The organism is Natrinema sp. LJW11, from assembly GCF_056135975.1.
On the sequence record NZ_JBWBDM010000001.1, the window covers coordinates 42206 to 56893 of the forward strand.

Below are 14688 nucleotides of genomic sequence, written 5' to 3' on the forward strand. Positions count from 1 at the left end.
CGATTACAGTTCGCTTGGGACGTCGATCTCGCCGTCGATGATCGCCTGCCGGGACTCCGCCACCTGATCCTTCACGTCCTGCGGAATCTCGTCGCCGAGCTCGTCGCCGTATACGTTGGCGACGCCCTCCTGCTCGAGGCCGAGAGTCTCGGTCTCACCGCCGGCAAAGTTGTCGTTGACGACGGACTCGATCGCGGAGTAGACCGCGGTGTCGACGCGCTTGACCATGCTCGAGAGGATAACGTCGGCGAAGTCCGGGTTCGAGACCGACTGGTCGTCGTCGACGCCGATCGCGAACCGGCCTTCGTCCTGTGCCGCCTGGAAGACGCCGATCCCGGTTCGACCGGCCGCGTGGAAGACGATATCGGCTCCCTGGTCCTGGTACATCGAACGAGCGGCCGACTGACCGCCTGCAGTGTCGTTGAAGCCGCCGACGTACGACGAGACGACCTCTGCATCCTCGTTGGCGTACTCGACGCCGGCCTCGAAACCAGCTTGGAACGATTCGATCAGCGGCGATTCGACGCCACCGACGAAGCCGACCACGCTCTCGTCGGGATTCGTCTCGCCGGCACCGGCCGCGAACTCCTGGTCCGTCAACAGGCCTGCGAGGTGGCCGACCTGGAACGAGCCTTCGGGTTCCCCGAACACGTAGCTCCGGACGTTGTCTTCCTCGACGACCGAGTCAATGATCATGAAGTTCTGATCGGGATACTCGGGAGCGTTCCCCGAGAGGGCATCGGCTTGTGCGAACCCGACACAGCTGATCAGATTGTAGTCGCCGGACTCCGCGAAGTCCCGCTGTGCCCCGTCGAACTCGCTTGCGGCCTCCGGTTCGGTCTCGTCGAACGAGAGATCGAATTCGTCGCGCGCGTCCACGACTCCCTGCTTGGCCATGTCGTTGAACGAGTCGTCACCGAGCCCGCCAGTCGCGTACACCATCCCGACCTGATACTCCGCGTCGCCGTCGCCGCCGAACCCGCCGATGCAGCCGGCGATGCCGGTGAGCCCCGCTGCAGTTGCACCCGTGAGAAATCGTCGTCTGTTACGCGTCATGAGACTGATTAGCGTAGCCCTCCAGTATATACCCGTCGAAAATTGATAACCGATTTCGATAGAATGGCGCCCCGCTCCACTCACTCCGATATCCGGGACCCGAAACCGATCGGAGAGTTCCCCGCTCGCTTAGCGTTCGGCGACCGCCGTTTCGATGACCGAACGCGCGTCGGCGACGAGGTCGTCGACGGAGTCGCTCTCCGCGTAGAGGCGGACGTACGGCTCCGTTCCGCTCGGTCGAACGAGCAGCCACGACGCGTCCGCGAACTCGAGGCGGACGCCGTAGTCGGTGTCGACCGTCGCCTCCGGAAACGCCGCAGGAAGCCCGGTCTCGAGGGCCGTCATCACGTCGGCCTTGGCCGCGTCCGGACAGTCGATGCTGACCTTTCGGTAGGGGCGTTCGGTGACGGGATCCCGGAGTCGATCCGTGTCGCCGGCGTCGGCCACGAGCGCGGCGACGACCGCGGCGCTGACCACGCCGTCGATCCAGCCGCCGAAGGCGGTGTGGATGTGTTTCCAGGGTTCGGCGGCGAAGACGATCTCGGTGTCTTCGGATCCTCGGGACCGCTCGCGCGCGATTCCCTCGTGGAGCGAACCCAGCCGGACGCGTTCGACCCGACCGCCGGCAGCCCGGACCCGCTCGTCGATGCGCGCGGAGGCGTTGGGCGTGGTGACGACGACGGGATCATCGGCGGCGCTGTCGGCCGTGTAGCGGGCCGCAACGACGGCGAGGACGGTGTCCTCGTGAATCACCGACCCGTCGGAGCCGAGGACGACGAGGCGGTCGGCGTCGCCGTCGTGAGCGAGCCCGAGATCGAAGTTCCCGTCGTCGAGAAACGCGGTGAACTCCGAGAGCGTCTCCGGCGTGGGTTTGCTCTCGCGGCCGGGGAAGTGGCCGTCGACGGACGCGTTGATCGCGACGATATCCGCGCCGAGTCGCTCGAGGAGCTGGGGCGTCGCGAGCGCGCCCACGCCGTTGCCGCAGTCGACGGCGATCCGAAGGTCCGCGAGCGGTCGGTCCGTAAGCGGTTCGTCCGGCGTCGCGTCCTCGGCGTTCGGCGTCTGATCGCCGAAGCGCTCGCGGACGTATCTCCCGACGGCGGCGAGATACCGATCGAGCACCGCGAGGCGTTCGGACTCACCCCACTCGTCCCAGCGAGCGAGTCGGCTCCCCTCGCTCGCGACGCGGTCGTCGATCGTCCGTTCCGCGTTCCCGTCGTACTCGACGCCGTCGGCGAAGAGTTTGATGCCGTTGTCCGCGGGCGGGTTGTGACTCGCCGTGAGCATCACGCCGCGTCGGCCGCGCGAGGCGAAGGCGAGCGCGGGCGTCGGTACCTGTCCGAGCCGGCGAACGTCGGCACCGGCGCTCTCGAGGCCGGCCTCCATCGCCGCCGCGAGCGCCGGGCCCGTCTCTCGGCCGTCGCGGCCGACGACGAACGTTTCGCCGGATTCGCCGGCGGCCTGACCGACGGCGAGCGCGAGCGAGGGCGAAACGTCCTCGACCGGGCCGCGAATTCCCGCAGTTCCAAAGAGCGTCATGTGCGGCCGTTCCGCGAGGAGCTACTTAGGTTGTTTTGGTCTTCGTCTCGACGCGACGCGCGACCGCTTTCGCGTCGTCTTCGGAGGGCCCCGCCTCGACCGCACCGACGATCACGCCGATCGTTTCGGGTACGGTCGCTCCGAGTCCGCCGAGAACGTCTCGCTTCGTATCGCTCAGTCACGGGAGGTTTCGAGTTCCGAACGATTCCAATCGTTCACCCCGCTCAGCCTGTAGAAAACGCTGGCTTCGAACCGGCGGAAACCGCTACTCCGCGGGCAGGTCGTCGATCAGCACGACGGCCTCGCCGTCGATCACGGTCGCGTCGTCGTCCTCGTCGCGGACGACCGTCTCGAGGCGGTACTGCTCGTTCCCCAGGTTTTCGACGATCTCGACGCGGGCCGACACCCGATCGCCGACGCCGACGGGGCCGCTGAACTCGAGGTCCTGCGAGAGGTAGATGGTGAGTCCGGGGAGTCGAGCGAGGGCGGCGCTGATGAGCCCGGAGACGAGCGTGCCGTGGACGATGCGCTCGCCGAAGCGGGTGTCCGCGGCGAACTCGTCGTCGAGATGGAGGCGGTTCGTGTCGCCGCTGACCGCGGCGAACGCGCGGACGTCCGCGTCGGTCAGCGCCTTCTCGAACGTGACGGTGTCGCCGACGCTGATGTGGTCGGGATCGTCGACGGTGCGATCGAACTGCCAGTCGAGGTCGGAGTAGTCGACCGACGGGATCGACGGGGCGATCCTGTTCGTTTCCGAGCCGTTCTCGCCGTCGATGGAGGGAAGCATCGCGGAGACGGCGGCACGATTCGCCGCAGTCGCGGTTCGAAGAAACCCTCGCGTCATCGCCGACCAGGCGTTCGTCATGGCAGCGAGGTTGTCTTCGCCAGCGTTCTGCTGTGACATTACGGCGGGCTAGGTGTGGCGCGTATATGACTTCTTTGGCTCTCCCAACTCCGTTTTACCCTTCCAATTACGGAGTAAAATCCTATTAGTGACGTTCTACCGTGTGGTTTCGACCAATAAACTGGATTCTTACCTTCAGCTTCCGATCGCGACTGCCGGCGACCCGAGTCGTTGACCGGCGACTAGGCCCAGCTGATACCAGCCTCTACCATCAGATGGTATCTAGTGGAAAGGCTTATACTGTCTGCGACCCAACGTACTGTCGATGACGGACGACTCCGACCGATCGCTCTGGTTCCCTCCCGCGATGTTCACGGAGGGAATGCAGGAGATGCAAGACGCCGGCGAGCAGGTCGCCGAATCCCAGCAGGAGATGATGAAACAGTTGCTGCAGGCCACCTCGGCGAACCCGCTCGAGAACGCTTCGGCGTTCGGTCCCATGAACATGGGCACGGCGACGTTCAAGGCCCGCGTCCAGAGCGGCGGTCGGATCAGCATTCCCGGCCCCGAACGGGAAGCCCTCGACATCGAAGAGGGCGATATCGTCCAGACGATCGTCGTTCCCGTCAAACGCGACCGAGAGGACCAATCATGACACAGAACCCATTCACCGCAGTCTTCGACGCACAGCGCGCCGCAATCGAACAGAGCCAGTCCATCACCCACGACGCCCTCGAGGCCCAGAAGACCTCGATCAGCGCCTTCGCCGACGCCGTCGAGACCTCGAGTTCGCTCGCCGAGTCCAACGCCGAGCTGACCAAGGGCGCGATCCACGCCTACTTCGACGCCCTCGAAGCGTCGCTGCCCGAGGAGGCCGCCGACTTCGGCGAGCTCCGCGAGGTCGTCGACGACGGCTTCGACTCGGCCACCGAGGCCCAGTCGCAGTCGATCGACGCCTACCTCGAAGCGCTCGAGGAGTCCGAGGTCGCTTACGAGGAGTTCGCCGCGAGCTACGCCGAAGTCGTCGACACGTCGTTCGACGCCTACCTCGAAGCCCACGAGCAGGTCGAGGAGAACGTCGGTGCGGTCGCCGAAAACGTCGAAGAGGCCGCCGACGAGTTCGACGTCTCGGCGTAGATCCGGGCGCAGTTTTTTATCGTACAACCGTCAATTTTCACCCATGTCAGACTCACAACCCCCGATGCAAGACTGGAACGCGTTCGCGGAACAGTGGAACGAGCAATTCCTCGAGGCGCTCGAGGACAATATGGAAGCGCAGGCGCAGTTCGTCGAGAGCTGGTCGGAGACCGTCGGCGAGGTCAGCGACGACACCGAGATCTCCGACGGCGTCGAGGGCTACGCCCGCGCCTACGAGACGTGGATGAACGCCTCCCAGCAGATGGTCGAGCGGGCGAACGACCAACTCGAGGGCGAGGACGTCGACGTCGAGGAGTTCCGCGACATCTGGCTCAACACGGCGAACGAGGCGTTCAAGGAGGTCATGTCGACGACAGCGTTCGCCAAGATGACCGGCGAGACCGTCGGCGACGTCCTCGAGCTGCAGGAGCAGGCCGACGAGGCCGCCCAGGAGACGCTCACCTCGCTCGGCTTCGCGACCGAGGGCGACGTCGTCGAAATCGGTGACCGCCTCGTCGAACTCGAGCGCCGCCAGCACGCCGTCGAGCAGAAACTCGACCGCGTGCTCGAACACGTGGAAAACGAGCAATGAACAACCCCTTCGCAACCGTACTGAACGTGCAACGGCAGGCCTGGGAGGCGACCGCCGACCTGGCCGAGAAGACGCGGGTCGCGCCCGAGCGCACCGAAACCGTCGAGAATATCGACGTCGGGCAGACGCCCAGCGAGGTCGTCTACGAGGAGAACAAACTCGAGCTCCTCCACTACGAGCCGATGACGGAGGAGCAACACGATATCCCCATCCTCATCGTCTACGCGCTGATCAACAAGCCGTACATCCTCGATCTCCAGCCCGACCGCTCCGTGGTCCAGACGCTGCTCGAGGCCGGCTTCGACGTCTACCTGATCGACTGGGGCGAGCCCTCCAAGCTGGATCGGTCGCTGTCGCTCGACGATTACGTCAACCGCTACATCGACAACTGCGTCGACGTCGTCCGCGAGCGCTCCGGGCGGGATTCGATCAACATCCTCGGCTACTGTATGGGCGGCACGAAGTCGGCCATGTACGCCTCGCTCTACCCCGAGAAAGTCGAGAACCTCGCGCTGATGGCCGCGGGCCTCTGTTTCGCCGGCGACGGCGGCGTCCTCGAACTCTGGGGCGGGGAGAACTACTACGACCCCGAACGGGTCACCGACACCTTCGGCAACGTTCCCGCGGAGTTCCTCGATATCGGGTTCGCGCTGATGGACCCCGTCGCGAACAACGTGACGAAGTACGTCCGGTTCTACGACAACATGGGCGACGAGGACTTCGTCGAGAACTTCGCTCGCATGGAGCGCTGGCTCGACGAGGGCATCGACATGGCCGGCGTCGCCTACGAGGAGTTCATCCGGGACATCTACCAGGAGAACAAGCTCTACGAGAACGAGCTCGAGCTGGGCGGCGAACGCGTCGATATCACGAACATCGACATGCCGGTCCTCCAGATCGTCGCCGAGTACGACCACCTCATTCCGCCGGAGGCCTCGAAACCGTTCAACGACGCGATCGCCTCGACCGACACCGAGATCCTCGAGTTCGCGACGGGCCACATCGGCATGTCCGTCTCCTCGCGGAGTCACGAGGAGCTCTGGCCGGAGGTCTGTGACTGGTTCGAAGCGCGGTCGACCGACAGCGAGGTGGAGTCCGAACCCGAGACGCCGGACTCGGAGGACGCCGACGCCGCCCTGGCCGAGGACGTCGCCGGCGACGAGTCGGGCGCTGAAGACCTCGCGGACGGCGGCACGAGCGTCGAGACGGGGTCTGACGCGGACGCCGACAGCGGTGCGGGTTCCGATGCCGACGCGGATGCTTCGCTCGAGTCCGAGACGAGCGACCGCTCGGACGACGAGATCGTCGAGCGCGCCGAAGACGACGTTCAGGCGGAGCCCGCGGAGCCGGGCGAGATGACCGTCGACGAGGACGTCGTCGAGGAAGTCGCCGGCGAGGAGGCCGCCTCCAAGATCGAGTCCGAAACCGACGATCTCACCGATCTGACGGGCGTCGGTCGGGCGTACGCGGACGACCTCGCCGCTGCCGGGATCGAGACGTTCGAGCAGCTCGCGGCCGCCGACGTCGCCGAACTCGCCGCCGAAACGGGCATCTCGCCCAGCCGGATCGAAGACTGGATCGACCAGGCTCGAGAGCAGTAGTTTCTCCGTTCCCTCTCCACGGATTCCCGTCTCAACTCTCCGTGCCTGTCGGGTCCCCGGAGCTCGAACTCCGTCGCGGTCAGTCGCTCGAGTGAGAACCTCGCTCGACGGCGCACCTGGATCGGCGGTGAACGGCGCCCGATTCAGCAGTGCTCGACGGGGCCCGTACAGCGCCGCCCGTCGGCTTCGAGTCGGGTTTGTCTCAGGCTCGGTCTCCTGATAACTAACGGGTCGTTATTTACCATCGGACGTTGAATGTGTGACTCATGTCCATGGACGGTCGTACCTGTGTGATCACGGGCTCGGCGAAGGGAATCGGTCGGGGTATCGCGGAGTATCTCGGACAGGAAGGCGCGAACGTCGTCATCAATTACCGCTCGTCGGAAGGGGCGGCACACGAGGCCGTCGACGCGATCGAATCGGCGGGCGGTGCCGCCGTCGCGGCCAGGGCCGACGTCTCCGACCGCGCCGAGGTCGAACACATGGTCGAGGTCTGTCACGAGGCGTTCGGTCCGGCCGACGTGCTCGTGAACAACGCCGGGATCACGGCCGACAAGCAGTTCACGGAGATGTCCCGCGAGGAATGGGACCGCGTCATGGACGTCAACCTCGGCGGCGTGTTCAACTGCACGCAGCTGTTCTACGACGATATCTGGAACGCCGACGAGGGCCGGCTGATCAACATCTCGAGCGTCGTCGGCAAACAGGGTAACTTCGGGCAGGCCAACTACGCCACCGCCAAAAGCGGCATGTTCGGCTTCACGCGAACGATCGCGCTCGAACTCGCCAAGGGCGGCTCGACGGCCAACTGCGTCGCGCCCGGTTTCACCGCCACCGACATGCTCGAGAGCGTTCCCGATGCGGTGCTCGAACGGATCATTTCGGGCATCCCGCTCGAGCGGTTAGCCGAGGTCGAGGACATCGCGGCCGTCGTTCGGTTTCTCGCCAGCCGGGACTCCTCGTACGTGACGGGGGAAGTGATCGACGTCAACGGCGGGATGGACCTGTAGAAGCGGGCAGCACGCCGACACGCGGTCCCCGTTCGAGCGCGGATGCCTTCGACCGCTGTCAGCCGTAGAGCGCGTCGACCCGGGCGTACCGCGCCGCCCGCCAGCCGGCGACCAGGGCACCGAGGGTTCCGATGCCGATCGCGATCAGGAGCCCTGCCGCGTAGATACTCGGCGGCGTTCGCAACAAATTCTCGAACCCGATGACCGAGTCGGCCAGCCATTCGAGCGCGAGCGCGGCCACCGGCGTTAGGAGGAGTCCGAGTATCCCGCCGAGCGCGCCGAGTGCGAACCCCTGGCCGCCGACCACGCCCGCGATCAGTCCGCGCGAGAGGCCGAGCGCCCGCAACGCTGCGAGTTCCTCGCGCTGCTGGACGGCGACGAGAACGAGGGTGTTCGTCGTCAGAGCGATCCCGGCGACCAGTGCCAGCACGACGAGCGTGGCTCCGCTGGCGAGCACCAGCAGGTACTCGCTCAGCATCGACTCGAACTGCTCGTCGCTCGTCCGGACGTCGTACTCCGGATACGACCGCTGGATGTCGTCGCTAACGGCGCCTCGGTCGGCGTCGTCCGTCGTGGTGACGGTCACGAACGTCGCCCGATCCGATCCCGCGGTCCCGGTGAGCTCCTGTAATTCGCTGAGCGGCATCGTCACCGTCGACGTGCCGAGAAACGACGAGTACGTCGAGGAGATCCCGACGACCTCGAACTCCCGTTCGGCGGCGGTCTCCCGGCTCGTCCCGACGTGGATCTCGTCGCCGACGCCGATATCGAGCGCCTCGGCCGTCTGCGGGTCGATGACGATTTCTTGACTCATCGGTCCGTCGTAGCTCCCGTCGGCGTAGTGGGCGTCCCCTGCCGAGAAGCCGTCGCCGGTGTCGGTACGGGCGTCCTGCGTTCCAGGGACGCCGACCCCCGTCACGAGTTCGAGGTCGTCCGGCTCCGTCCCGACGTAGATCGCGTGGAACGCGAGCGGCGAGGCGCTCTCGACGTCGTCGCGCCGCTCGAGGTCGCCGGCGATCCGATGGGAGTCCGTGATCGGGTTCTCGAGACCGCCGGTCGCCGTCAGTTCGACGGCCTCGCCCGAGATCCAGATGTCCTGTCCGGCCCGGTCGAACCGTTCTTCGCCGGTCTGCAGGACCCCGAGCCCGAGACTCGCCAGCAGCGTGACGGCGAGGACGGCCAGCGCGATCGCGAGGACGACGAGGATAGTCCGGCCGCGCTCGTGGCGAACCTGACTGATCGCGAGCCGAGCGACCGCGCGCCCTTTGGTGAGTCGTCGACCCACGGTTATCGACCCAGTTCGGCGACGACGTTCGTTCGAGCGACGAGATACAGCGGGTACGGAAGCGCGAGGATGCCGGCGATCAGCGCGACCGCGACGGCGTAGGGAACGAACGCCGGCCGGGACGTCGCGATCGGGCCCGGTGCGACGGTTGCCGTCGCCACGTAGTTCGTGAGCGAGATACCGACGATCCCGAGGACGACGCCGGCGACCGCTCCGACCAGCGTCAGGCTCAGCGTCGTCAGCGCGACGATGGCCAGGCGCGAGCGAACCGAGAAGCCGACCGCCGCGAGCACGGCGATGGCCTGCCGGTCCCGATCGATCGTCAGCGCCGATGAGGTCGCGACGAACAACGCACAGATCACGACCGCGACGACGAGGGCGACGAGGCTCGTCGCGAGCGCGAACTCGTCGCCCTGGATCGACGCGAACCCACCGTCGTCCCCGGACTGGATCGTCGCGTTCGGATACGCGTCTTCGGCCGCTGACTCGGCGGCCGCCGTCGATGTCCCCTCTTCGGTCTCGACGAGTATCTGATCGGCGAGATCGGTGCCGTCGGCACCGGTCATCGACTGGAGCTCGCTCAGATGGAGCACGACGAGCGGAAGCTCGCCGCTCAAATCGGTGGTTGCCACGTCCTCGACGGCCGTCACGGTGTGCGTCGGAGTCCGATCGTCCTCCCCGGATCGGTTCGCCGCTTCGAGCATCGAACCCCGCACCGCGAGACCGTCTCCCGCCGACGCCTCGATCCCGTCTGCCGCGGCGTCCGTCAGCACGATTTCGCCCGTCCGCGGCCCGTCGTAGCTCCCGTTCGCGTAGTGGGGATCCCCCGGCTCGAGCGAGGCGGTCGAGACGCCCTCGATCTCGGTCGGTTCGGCCGGCGGAACGACGCCCATCGCGAGCACGGTTTCGGGTTCGTCGCTCCCCGCCGTTCGAACCCTGACGGCCTCCGTGAGGACCGGCGTCGCGTACGCGACGTCGTCGCGGCGCTCGATCGTCGCCGCGGTCTCGTGGACGTCGCCGAGGCGCGCGCTCTCGACGTCGACGACGGACGAGAGCGTGCCACCTCCCTCGGGAACGACGCGGATATCCGCCTCGTCGTCGGCCGTCGAATCGGCCGCGAGACCGGTCGCGATCCCGGTCACGACCACCAGCAGGGCGATCGTGAGCGCGACGAGGGAGACCGTCACGGCGGTCTGTCTCGGCAGTCGCCGCAGCTGTGACACCAGTCGGCCGAGCGAGAACCGGCCGAGCCCGAGCCACCGCCGAAGCCGGCGGCCTCGAGGGCCTCCTCCGTTTCGGCCCGAAGTCCGGTCAGCCATCGCGTCTCACCCGCTCATCGCGCATCGGTCGTCACCGCCCCGTCGAGCAGTCGGAGCACGCGGTCAGTCACTTCGATCGCCCGCTCGTCGTGGGTCGCCACGAGCACCGTCCGATCGTCCGCGACGTCGACGAGCAGTTCGAGGACGCGCGCGCCGGTTTCGGTGTCGAGTTCGCCGGTCGGCTCGTCGGCGAGGACGATCTCGGGATCGGTCACCAGCGCCCGCGCGATCGCGACGCGCTGTTGCTCCCCGCCGCTGAGTTGGCCCGGCCGATGGGAGCGGCGGTCATCGAGACCGACCCGCTCGAGTAACGCGGCCGCCCGGCGCTGTCGCTCGCGACGCGAGACGCCGCGTTCGATCAGCGGGAGCGCGACGTTGTCCCGCGCCGACAGCGACGGCAGCAGGTGGAACTGCTGGAAGACGAATCCGACGTGATCGCGTCGCAGACGCGTCCGCTCGGCCGGGGAGAGCGCCGTCAGATCCGTCTCGAGGACGGTGACGGCCCCCTCGCTCGGCTCGAGCAGCCCGCCGACGACGTGAAGCACCGTCGACTTGCCGCTGCCGCTCGGTCCGACGAGGCCGACGACCTCGCCGGCGCGGGCCTCGAAGGACGCGTCCCGGAGCGCGGTTACGGATCGCGACGACGCGCTCCGGAGTCCGGACGAGTCATCGCCGTACCGGTGGGTGACTCCCTCACAGCGGACGGTGACCGGCGGCTCGGCGGTCGCTCGAGCGAGTTCCTCGCCGATCGCCCGCGCTCGAGCGTCGTCGTCCGTACCGGCCGGTGAATCGTGCGCCATCTTCTGGCTCGTCGGAGTGATATCGTCGGGTGATCATTGTTTTGAGTCACCTACTGTACTCTACATGCGGTTTCATACCGACAACAGTGACCATCCGGCGATTTGTCGGACGGTCTCCAGCGGCCGCACGACCTGCTGTACCGCGACCACTGACTCGAAAGGGCGAGTTACTGACGATTTGTTTGTGGATTCGGATCGGGCCGGCTTTGGGTCACTCCGATCACGACGCGGTCTCGACCGCCCGCTCGAGGCCACGCTGGATGGAGCCGAGACCGGGTGTCCCGTCGCGATACCAGACGACGAGCGCGACGAGGACGAGGCCGAGTTGGCCCCATTCGAACCACCCCATCGAGTAGCGCAGGAAGCCGGCGAGAATCCCGTCGACCGGGTCGTACGCCGGCGGCTCGAGGACGGGCCAGAACAAGAAGGTCGTCGCCCCGAGGTCTCCAGAGAGGACCGCGGACGGCGGAACGTCGGCGAGTAAGTGCGAGACGTGTCCGATGGCGAACGCCGTCCCGATTGCGGGCCGATCGACGCGGCGGGCGAGGCCGTAGGCGGCCGGGAGGAGGAGGGCGGCGACGAACACCGAGTGGGCGAGCGTCCGGCCGCCGGGGAGGATCTCGAGGGACCACGCGAACGGTTTGTCGATCAGGTCGGGAAACTGGGAGCCGACGGCGAGCGCGATCACGGGAAGCGCTCGCGGTGGACGGTCGTCGCGTCGGTGACTGTAGCCGGTGTATACCAGATACGCGACGGCGAGGTGTCCCCAGGGCCACATCGCCTCGGCATTCAGGGGTCGGCACAAAAGGTGTGACGTTCGCGGGTGGTTCGCTCTGCGACAGTCGCAACCGGAACCGAGACCGGCTGACGGCTCGAGAACCCTCCGTTGCAATGATCGTCACCGCTGCCGTGCAAAGTGCGCTACGTTTAGGTGTCCCGACGTTGCCCCTTGGAGTAGATGCCGACCCAGCGCCGGATGCAGTTCGTCCGCGGGCACGTCGCGTGGATGGTCGCGACGGTCCTCGTCCTCGCGCTGCTGAACGCGCTCTCCTACGAGCTGTTTTTCGTCTGCTCGCTCATCGGCTTTCTGATCGTCACGGAGCTGACGGCCCCGTTCAACGTCACGCCGACGTGGCGACGCCGGCTTCGGTGGCTCATTCTACTCGGTCTCGTCGGATTCGCGGTCATCGTCGTCCGACGGATCCTCGAAATTCTCCCACCGGAGGTGATTCCCCTATGAACCGCAGCGTGGGGCGCTCCCCGGATCGACCGTCGGCTCGAGTCTCGGAGGTGACCAAATGAGCTGGTACGAGGGCGTCCTCGGCGACGGTGGAATCGACTGGCCGCGAGTGTTGTTACTCGTACTTGTCGTGACCGTGCTCGTCGCGCTGGGCACCGTGGCCGCGACGTCATCATCGTCCTTCGGGCTCTATAACCCGTCCTGGGACGGGACGTCCGAGCTCCGGCAGGACGCTGCAGACGATCCGGCCGTCGAGAGCGACCTCTTGCGAGACACCGCCGAGTACACGGAGCTCCCGGCCAACGAGACGGTCGCGTTCGTCATCGCGCCGGACGAACCCTATACAGGGGACGACGCCGAACGCGTTCGAGAGTTCGTCGCCGAGGGTGGAACACTGGTCGTCCTCGAGAACTTCGGTACCGACGGGAACGCCCTTCTCTCCGATGTCGGCGCCGAGGCGCGGGCCGACGGGCAGCTCCTGCGGGACGAACGCCACCACTTCCGCGGGCCGACGATGCCGGTCGCGACGGGCGTCGAGAACCACACGCTCACGGATGGTGTCTCCCAGCTAACTCTCAACTACGGGACGGCGATCGAACCCGGAAACGCGACGGTGCTGGTCGCGACGAGTGACTTCGCGTACCTCGGGCCCGAGGAAGACGAGCTTGACGACCAGGACGAACTCCGATCCTACCCGGTCGCGACGGTGGAGAACGTCAGCGAGGGACAGGTCGTCGTGATCGGCGACCCCAGCATCACGATCAATGCGATGTACGACGAGCCGGATAACGCCCCGTTCGTGCGCGGGCTGTACGCCGACGCCGATCACGTCGTCTTCGACCGCTCACACGCCGCCGACGTTCCCCCACTGACCGGTGCGGTGCTGACGATCCGCGACTCGCCGTTGCTCCAGTTGTTCGTCGGGACCATCGGAATCGGGCTCGTTGCGATACTCTCGCGAGTCAGCGTTCGATCCGGTCTCGAGGCCGCACAGGCCCGTCTTCCCGAGCGATACCGACCGGCCGGGAGTCGCCACAACGGACAGGGAGTCCCGAGCCTCTCGGACGCCGAGCGCGCAGCGTTCCTTCGCAGACGCTATCCCGACTGGGACGAGGACCAGATACAGCGAATGATAACAGCGTTTAACCATCCCCGTTCGGAAGAGGAGACCGACGAATGACCGGTACCACGGACCCGGCCGACGGGACGAGCGGTGATCCCGAAGAAATCTACGAGTCGCTACGCAGTGAGATCGACCGCGTTCTCATCGGCAACGACGAGGCCGTCGAGTACCTGACGATCGCGCTCTTGACCCGTGGGCACCTCCTGCTCGAGGGGGTCCCCGGCATCGCCAAGACGACGCTGGCGAACCTCTTCGCACGGACGACCGGCCTCGACTACAACCGGATCCAGATGACGCCCGACACTCTCCCGGCCGACATCACGGGAACGCACATCTACCGGCAGGGCGCGGGGACGTTCGAACTCCAGCGCGGTCCCGTCTTCGCGAATCTCGCGGTCGCCGACGAGATCAACCGCGCGACGCCGAAGACCCAGAGCGCGTTGCTCGAGGCGATGGAAGAGCGTCGCGTGACGATCGAGGGTGAAACGCTCTCGCTGCCCGACCCGTTTATGGTCGTCGCGACGCAGAACCCGATCGAAACCGAGGGAGTGTACCAGCTCCCGGAGGCCCAGCGCGATCGCTTTCAGTTCAAACTGACGCTGGAGTTGCCGGACCGAACGGACGAACGCGAGCTCCTGGACCGATTCGACGACGAGCCGGATCTCGGGCCCGACGACGTCGAGCAGGTCATCGATCCGCAGGCGCTCGTCGACGCGCGCCGGACCGTCCAGGCGGTTCACGTCGCGCCACCGGTCAAGGAGTACGTGCTCGACGTCGTCGCAGCGACGCGGGACCACGCCGACGTCTCTTACGGAGCCTCACCGCGTGCAACGCTGGCGTTTCTCAACGGTGCCAAGGCACGAGCCGCGATCAACGGCCGCGAGTACGCGATCCCGGACGACATCAAGTCGATGGCGGTGGCGGTGTTGCGCCACCGGCTCGTGCTGAGTACCGACGCCGACCTCAGCGACATCGACTCCGCAGATGTCGTCGCGGAGATCGTCGATACGATCGAGCCGCCGGGTGCTGAGACGGACGAAGCGTTCGACTCGGTCGCAGCGCGTGATGGCGGCAACAATCAGTTCGAATGAGGCGGTGATGTCAACCGACGCCCGTCCGGAGCAGTCCCGACACCGCTCACG

Annotated in this window: 15 protein-coding genes; 8 read left to right on the top strand and 7 right to left on the bottom strand. The window is 66.5% G+C overall.

Features of this window, described 5'->3' with window-relative positions; translation table 11 throughout:
- Positions 1-3: 3 nt before the first annotated feature.
- The 3 genes from AC0QDI_RS00235 to AC0QDI_RS00245 form a co-directional block, all read right to left on the bottom strand.
- Complete coding sequence (locus tag AC0QDI_RS00235; RefSeq protein WP_474664085.1) at positions 4-1056, bottom strand: BMP family lipoprotein; 1053 nt, start codon at positions 1054-1056, stop codon at positions 4-6.
- 129 nt (positions 1057-1185) lie between these two features.
- Positions 1186-2595, bottom strand: coding sequence for a phosphohexomutase domain-containing protein (locus AC0QDI_RS00240; RefSeq protein ID WP_474664087.1), 1410 nt, complete (start codon positions 2593-2595; stop codon positions 1186-1188).
- Between the two features lie 265 nt (positions 2596-2860).
- Positions 2861-3499 carry a MaoC family dehydratase gene (locus AC0QDI_RS00245; protein WP_474664089.1) on the bottom strand — a complete coding sequence of 213 codons (639 nt, stop codon included), beginning with the start codon at positions 3497-3499 and terminating at the stop codon, positions 2861-2863.
- Positions 3500-3764: 265 nt separating this feature from the next.
- Between AC0QDI_RS00245 and AC0QDI_RS00250 the strand changes: the two genes are divergently transcribed.
- The 5 genes from AC0QDI_RS00250 to AC0QDI_RS00270 all read left to right on the top strand — a co-directional run bounded on the left by AC0QDI_RS00250 (position 3765) and on the right by AC0QDI_RS00270 (position 7779).
- Complete coding sequence (locus AC0QDI_RS00250; protein WP_474664091.1) at positions 3765-4094, top strand: AbrB/MazE/SpoVT family DNA-binding domain-containing protein; 330 nt, start codon at positions 3765-3767, stop codon at positions 4092-4094.
- Positions 4091-4576, top strand: coding sequence for a hypothetical protein (locus AC0QDI_RS00255; RefSeq protein ID WP_474664093.1), 486 nt, complete (start codon positions 4091-4093; stop codon positions 4574-4576). The genes AC0QDI_RS00250 and AC0QDI_RS00255 overlap by 4 nt, the downstream gene beginning before the upstream one ends.
- A 43-nt stretch (positions 4577-4619) precedes the next feature.
- Positions 4620-5168 carry a poly(R)-hydroxyalkanoic acid synthase subunit gene (locus tag AC0QDI_RS00260; RefSeq protein WP_474664095.1) on the top strand — a complete coding sequence of 183 codons (549 nt, stop codon included), beginning with the start codon at positions 4620-4622 and terminating at the stop codon, positions 5166-5168.
- Complete coding sequence (gene phaC / locus AC0QDI_RS00265) at positions 5165-6769, top strand: class III poly(R)-hydroxyalkanoic acid synthase subunit PhaC (RefSeq protein ID WP_474664097.1); 1605 nt, start codon at positions 5165-5167, stop codon at positions 6767-6769. Before AC0QDI_RS00260 ends, phaC begins: the two co-directional genes overlap by 4 nt.
- Positions 6770-7035: 266 nt before the next feature.
- Entirely contained in the window at positions 7036-7779 is a 744-nt protein-coding gene (locus tag AC0QDI_RS00270) for a beta-ketoacyl-ACP reductase (protein WP_474664098.1), read from the top strand.
- Between the two features lie 58 nt (positions 7780-7837).
- Here AC0QDI_RS00270 and AC0QDI_RS00275 read toward each other — a convergent pair whose 3' ends face one another.
- From AC0QDI_RS00275 to AC0QDI_RS00290, 4 genes are all read right to left on the bottom strand, one after another.
- A complete protein-coding gene (locus AC0QDI_RS00275) occupies positions 7838-9064 on the bottom strand; it encodes an ABC transporter permease (protein ID WP_474664104.1) in 1227 nt (408 codons plus the stop codon).
- 2 nt (positions 9065-9066) lie between these two features.
- Positions 9067-10383 carry an ABC transporter permease gene (locus AC0QDI_RS00280; protein ID WP_474664106.1) on the bottom strand — a complete coding sequence of 439 codons (1317 nt, stop codon included), beginning with the start codon at positions 10381-10383 and terminating at the stop codon, positions 9067-9069.
- 14 nt (positions 10384-10397) lie between these two features.
- Positions 10398-11183, bottom strand: coding sequence for an ABC transporter ATP-binding protein (locus tag AC0QDI_RS00285; protein ID WP_474664108.1), 786 nt, complete (start codon positions 11181-11183; stop codon positions 10398-10400).
- Positions 11184-11403: 220 nt separating this feature from the next.
- Positions 11404-11961: a metal-dependent hydrolase gene (locus AC0QDI_RS00290; RefSeq protein ID WP_474664110.1), complete on the bottom strand. Its 558-nt coding sequence runs from the start codon at positions 11959-11961 to the stop codon at positions 11404-11406.
- A 180-nt stretch (positions 11962-12141) separates the two neighbouring features.
- Here AC0QDI_RS00290 and AC0QDI_RS00295 point away from each other — a divergent pair, with 180 nt between their 5' ends.
- Genes AC0QDI_RS00295 through AC0QDI_RS00305 form a run of 3 tightly spaced genes read left to right on the top strand, consistent with a single transcriptional unit; the run spans position 12142 to position 14637 of the window.
- On the top strand, positions 12142-12423 hold the full coding sequence (locus AC0QDI_RS00295) for a DUF8044 family membrane protein (RefSeq protein ID WP_474664112.1): 282 nt from the start codon (positions 12142-12144) through the stop codon (positions 12421-12423).
- Positions 12424-12481: 58 nt separating this feature from the next.
- Entirely contained in the window at positions 12482-13603 is a 1122-nt protein-coding gene (locus AC0QDI_RS00300; protein WP_474664114.1) for a DUF4350 domain-containing protein, read from the top strand.
- Positions 13600-14637: an AAA family ATPase gene (locus tag AC0QDI_RS00305; RefSeq protein WP_474664116.1), complete on the top strand. Its 1038-nt coding sequence runs from the start codon at positions 13600-13602 to the stop codon at positions 14635-14637. Before AC0QDI_RS00300 ends, AC0QDI_RS00305 begins: the two co-directional genes overlap by 4 nt.
- The last annotated feature ends 51 nt before the right edge of the window (positions 14638-14688 follow it).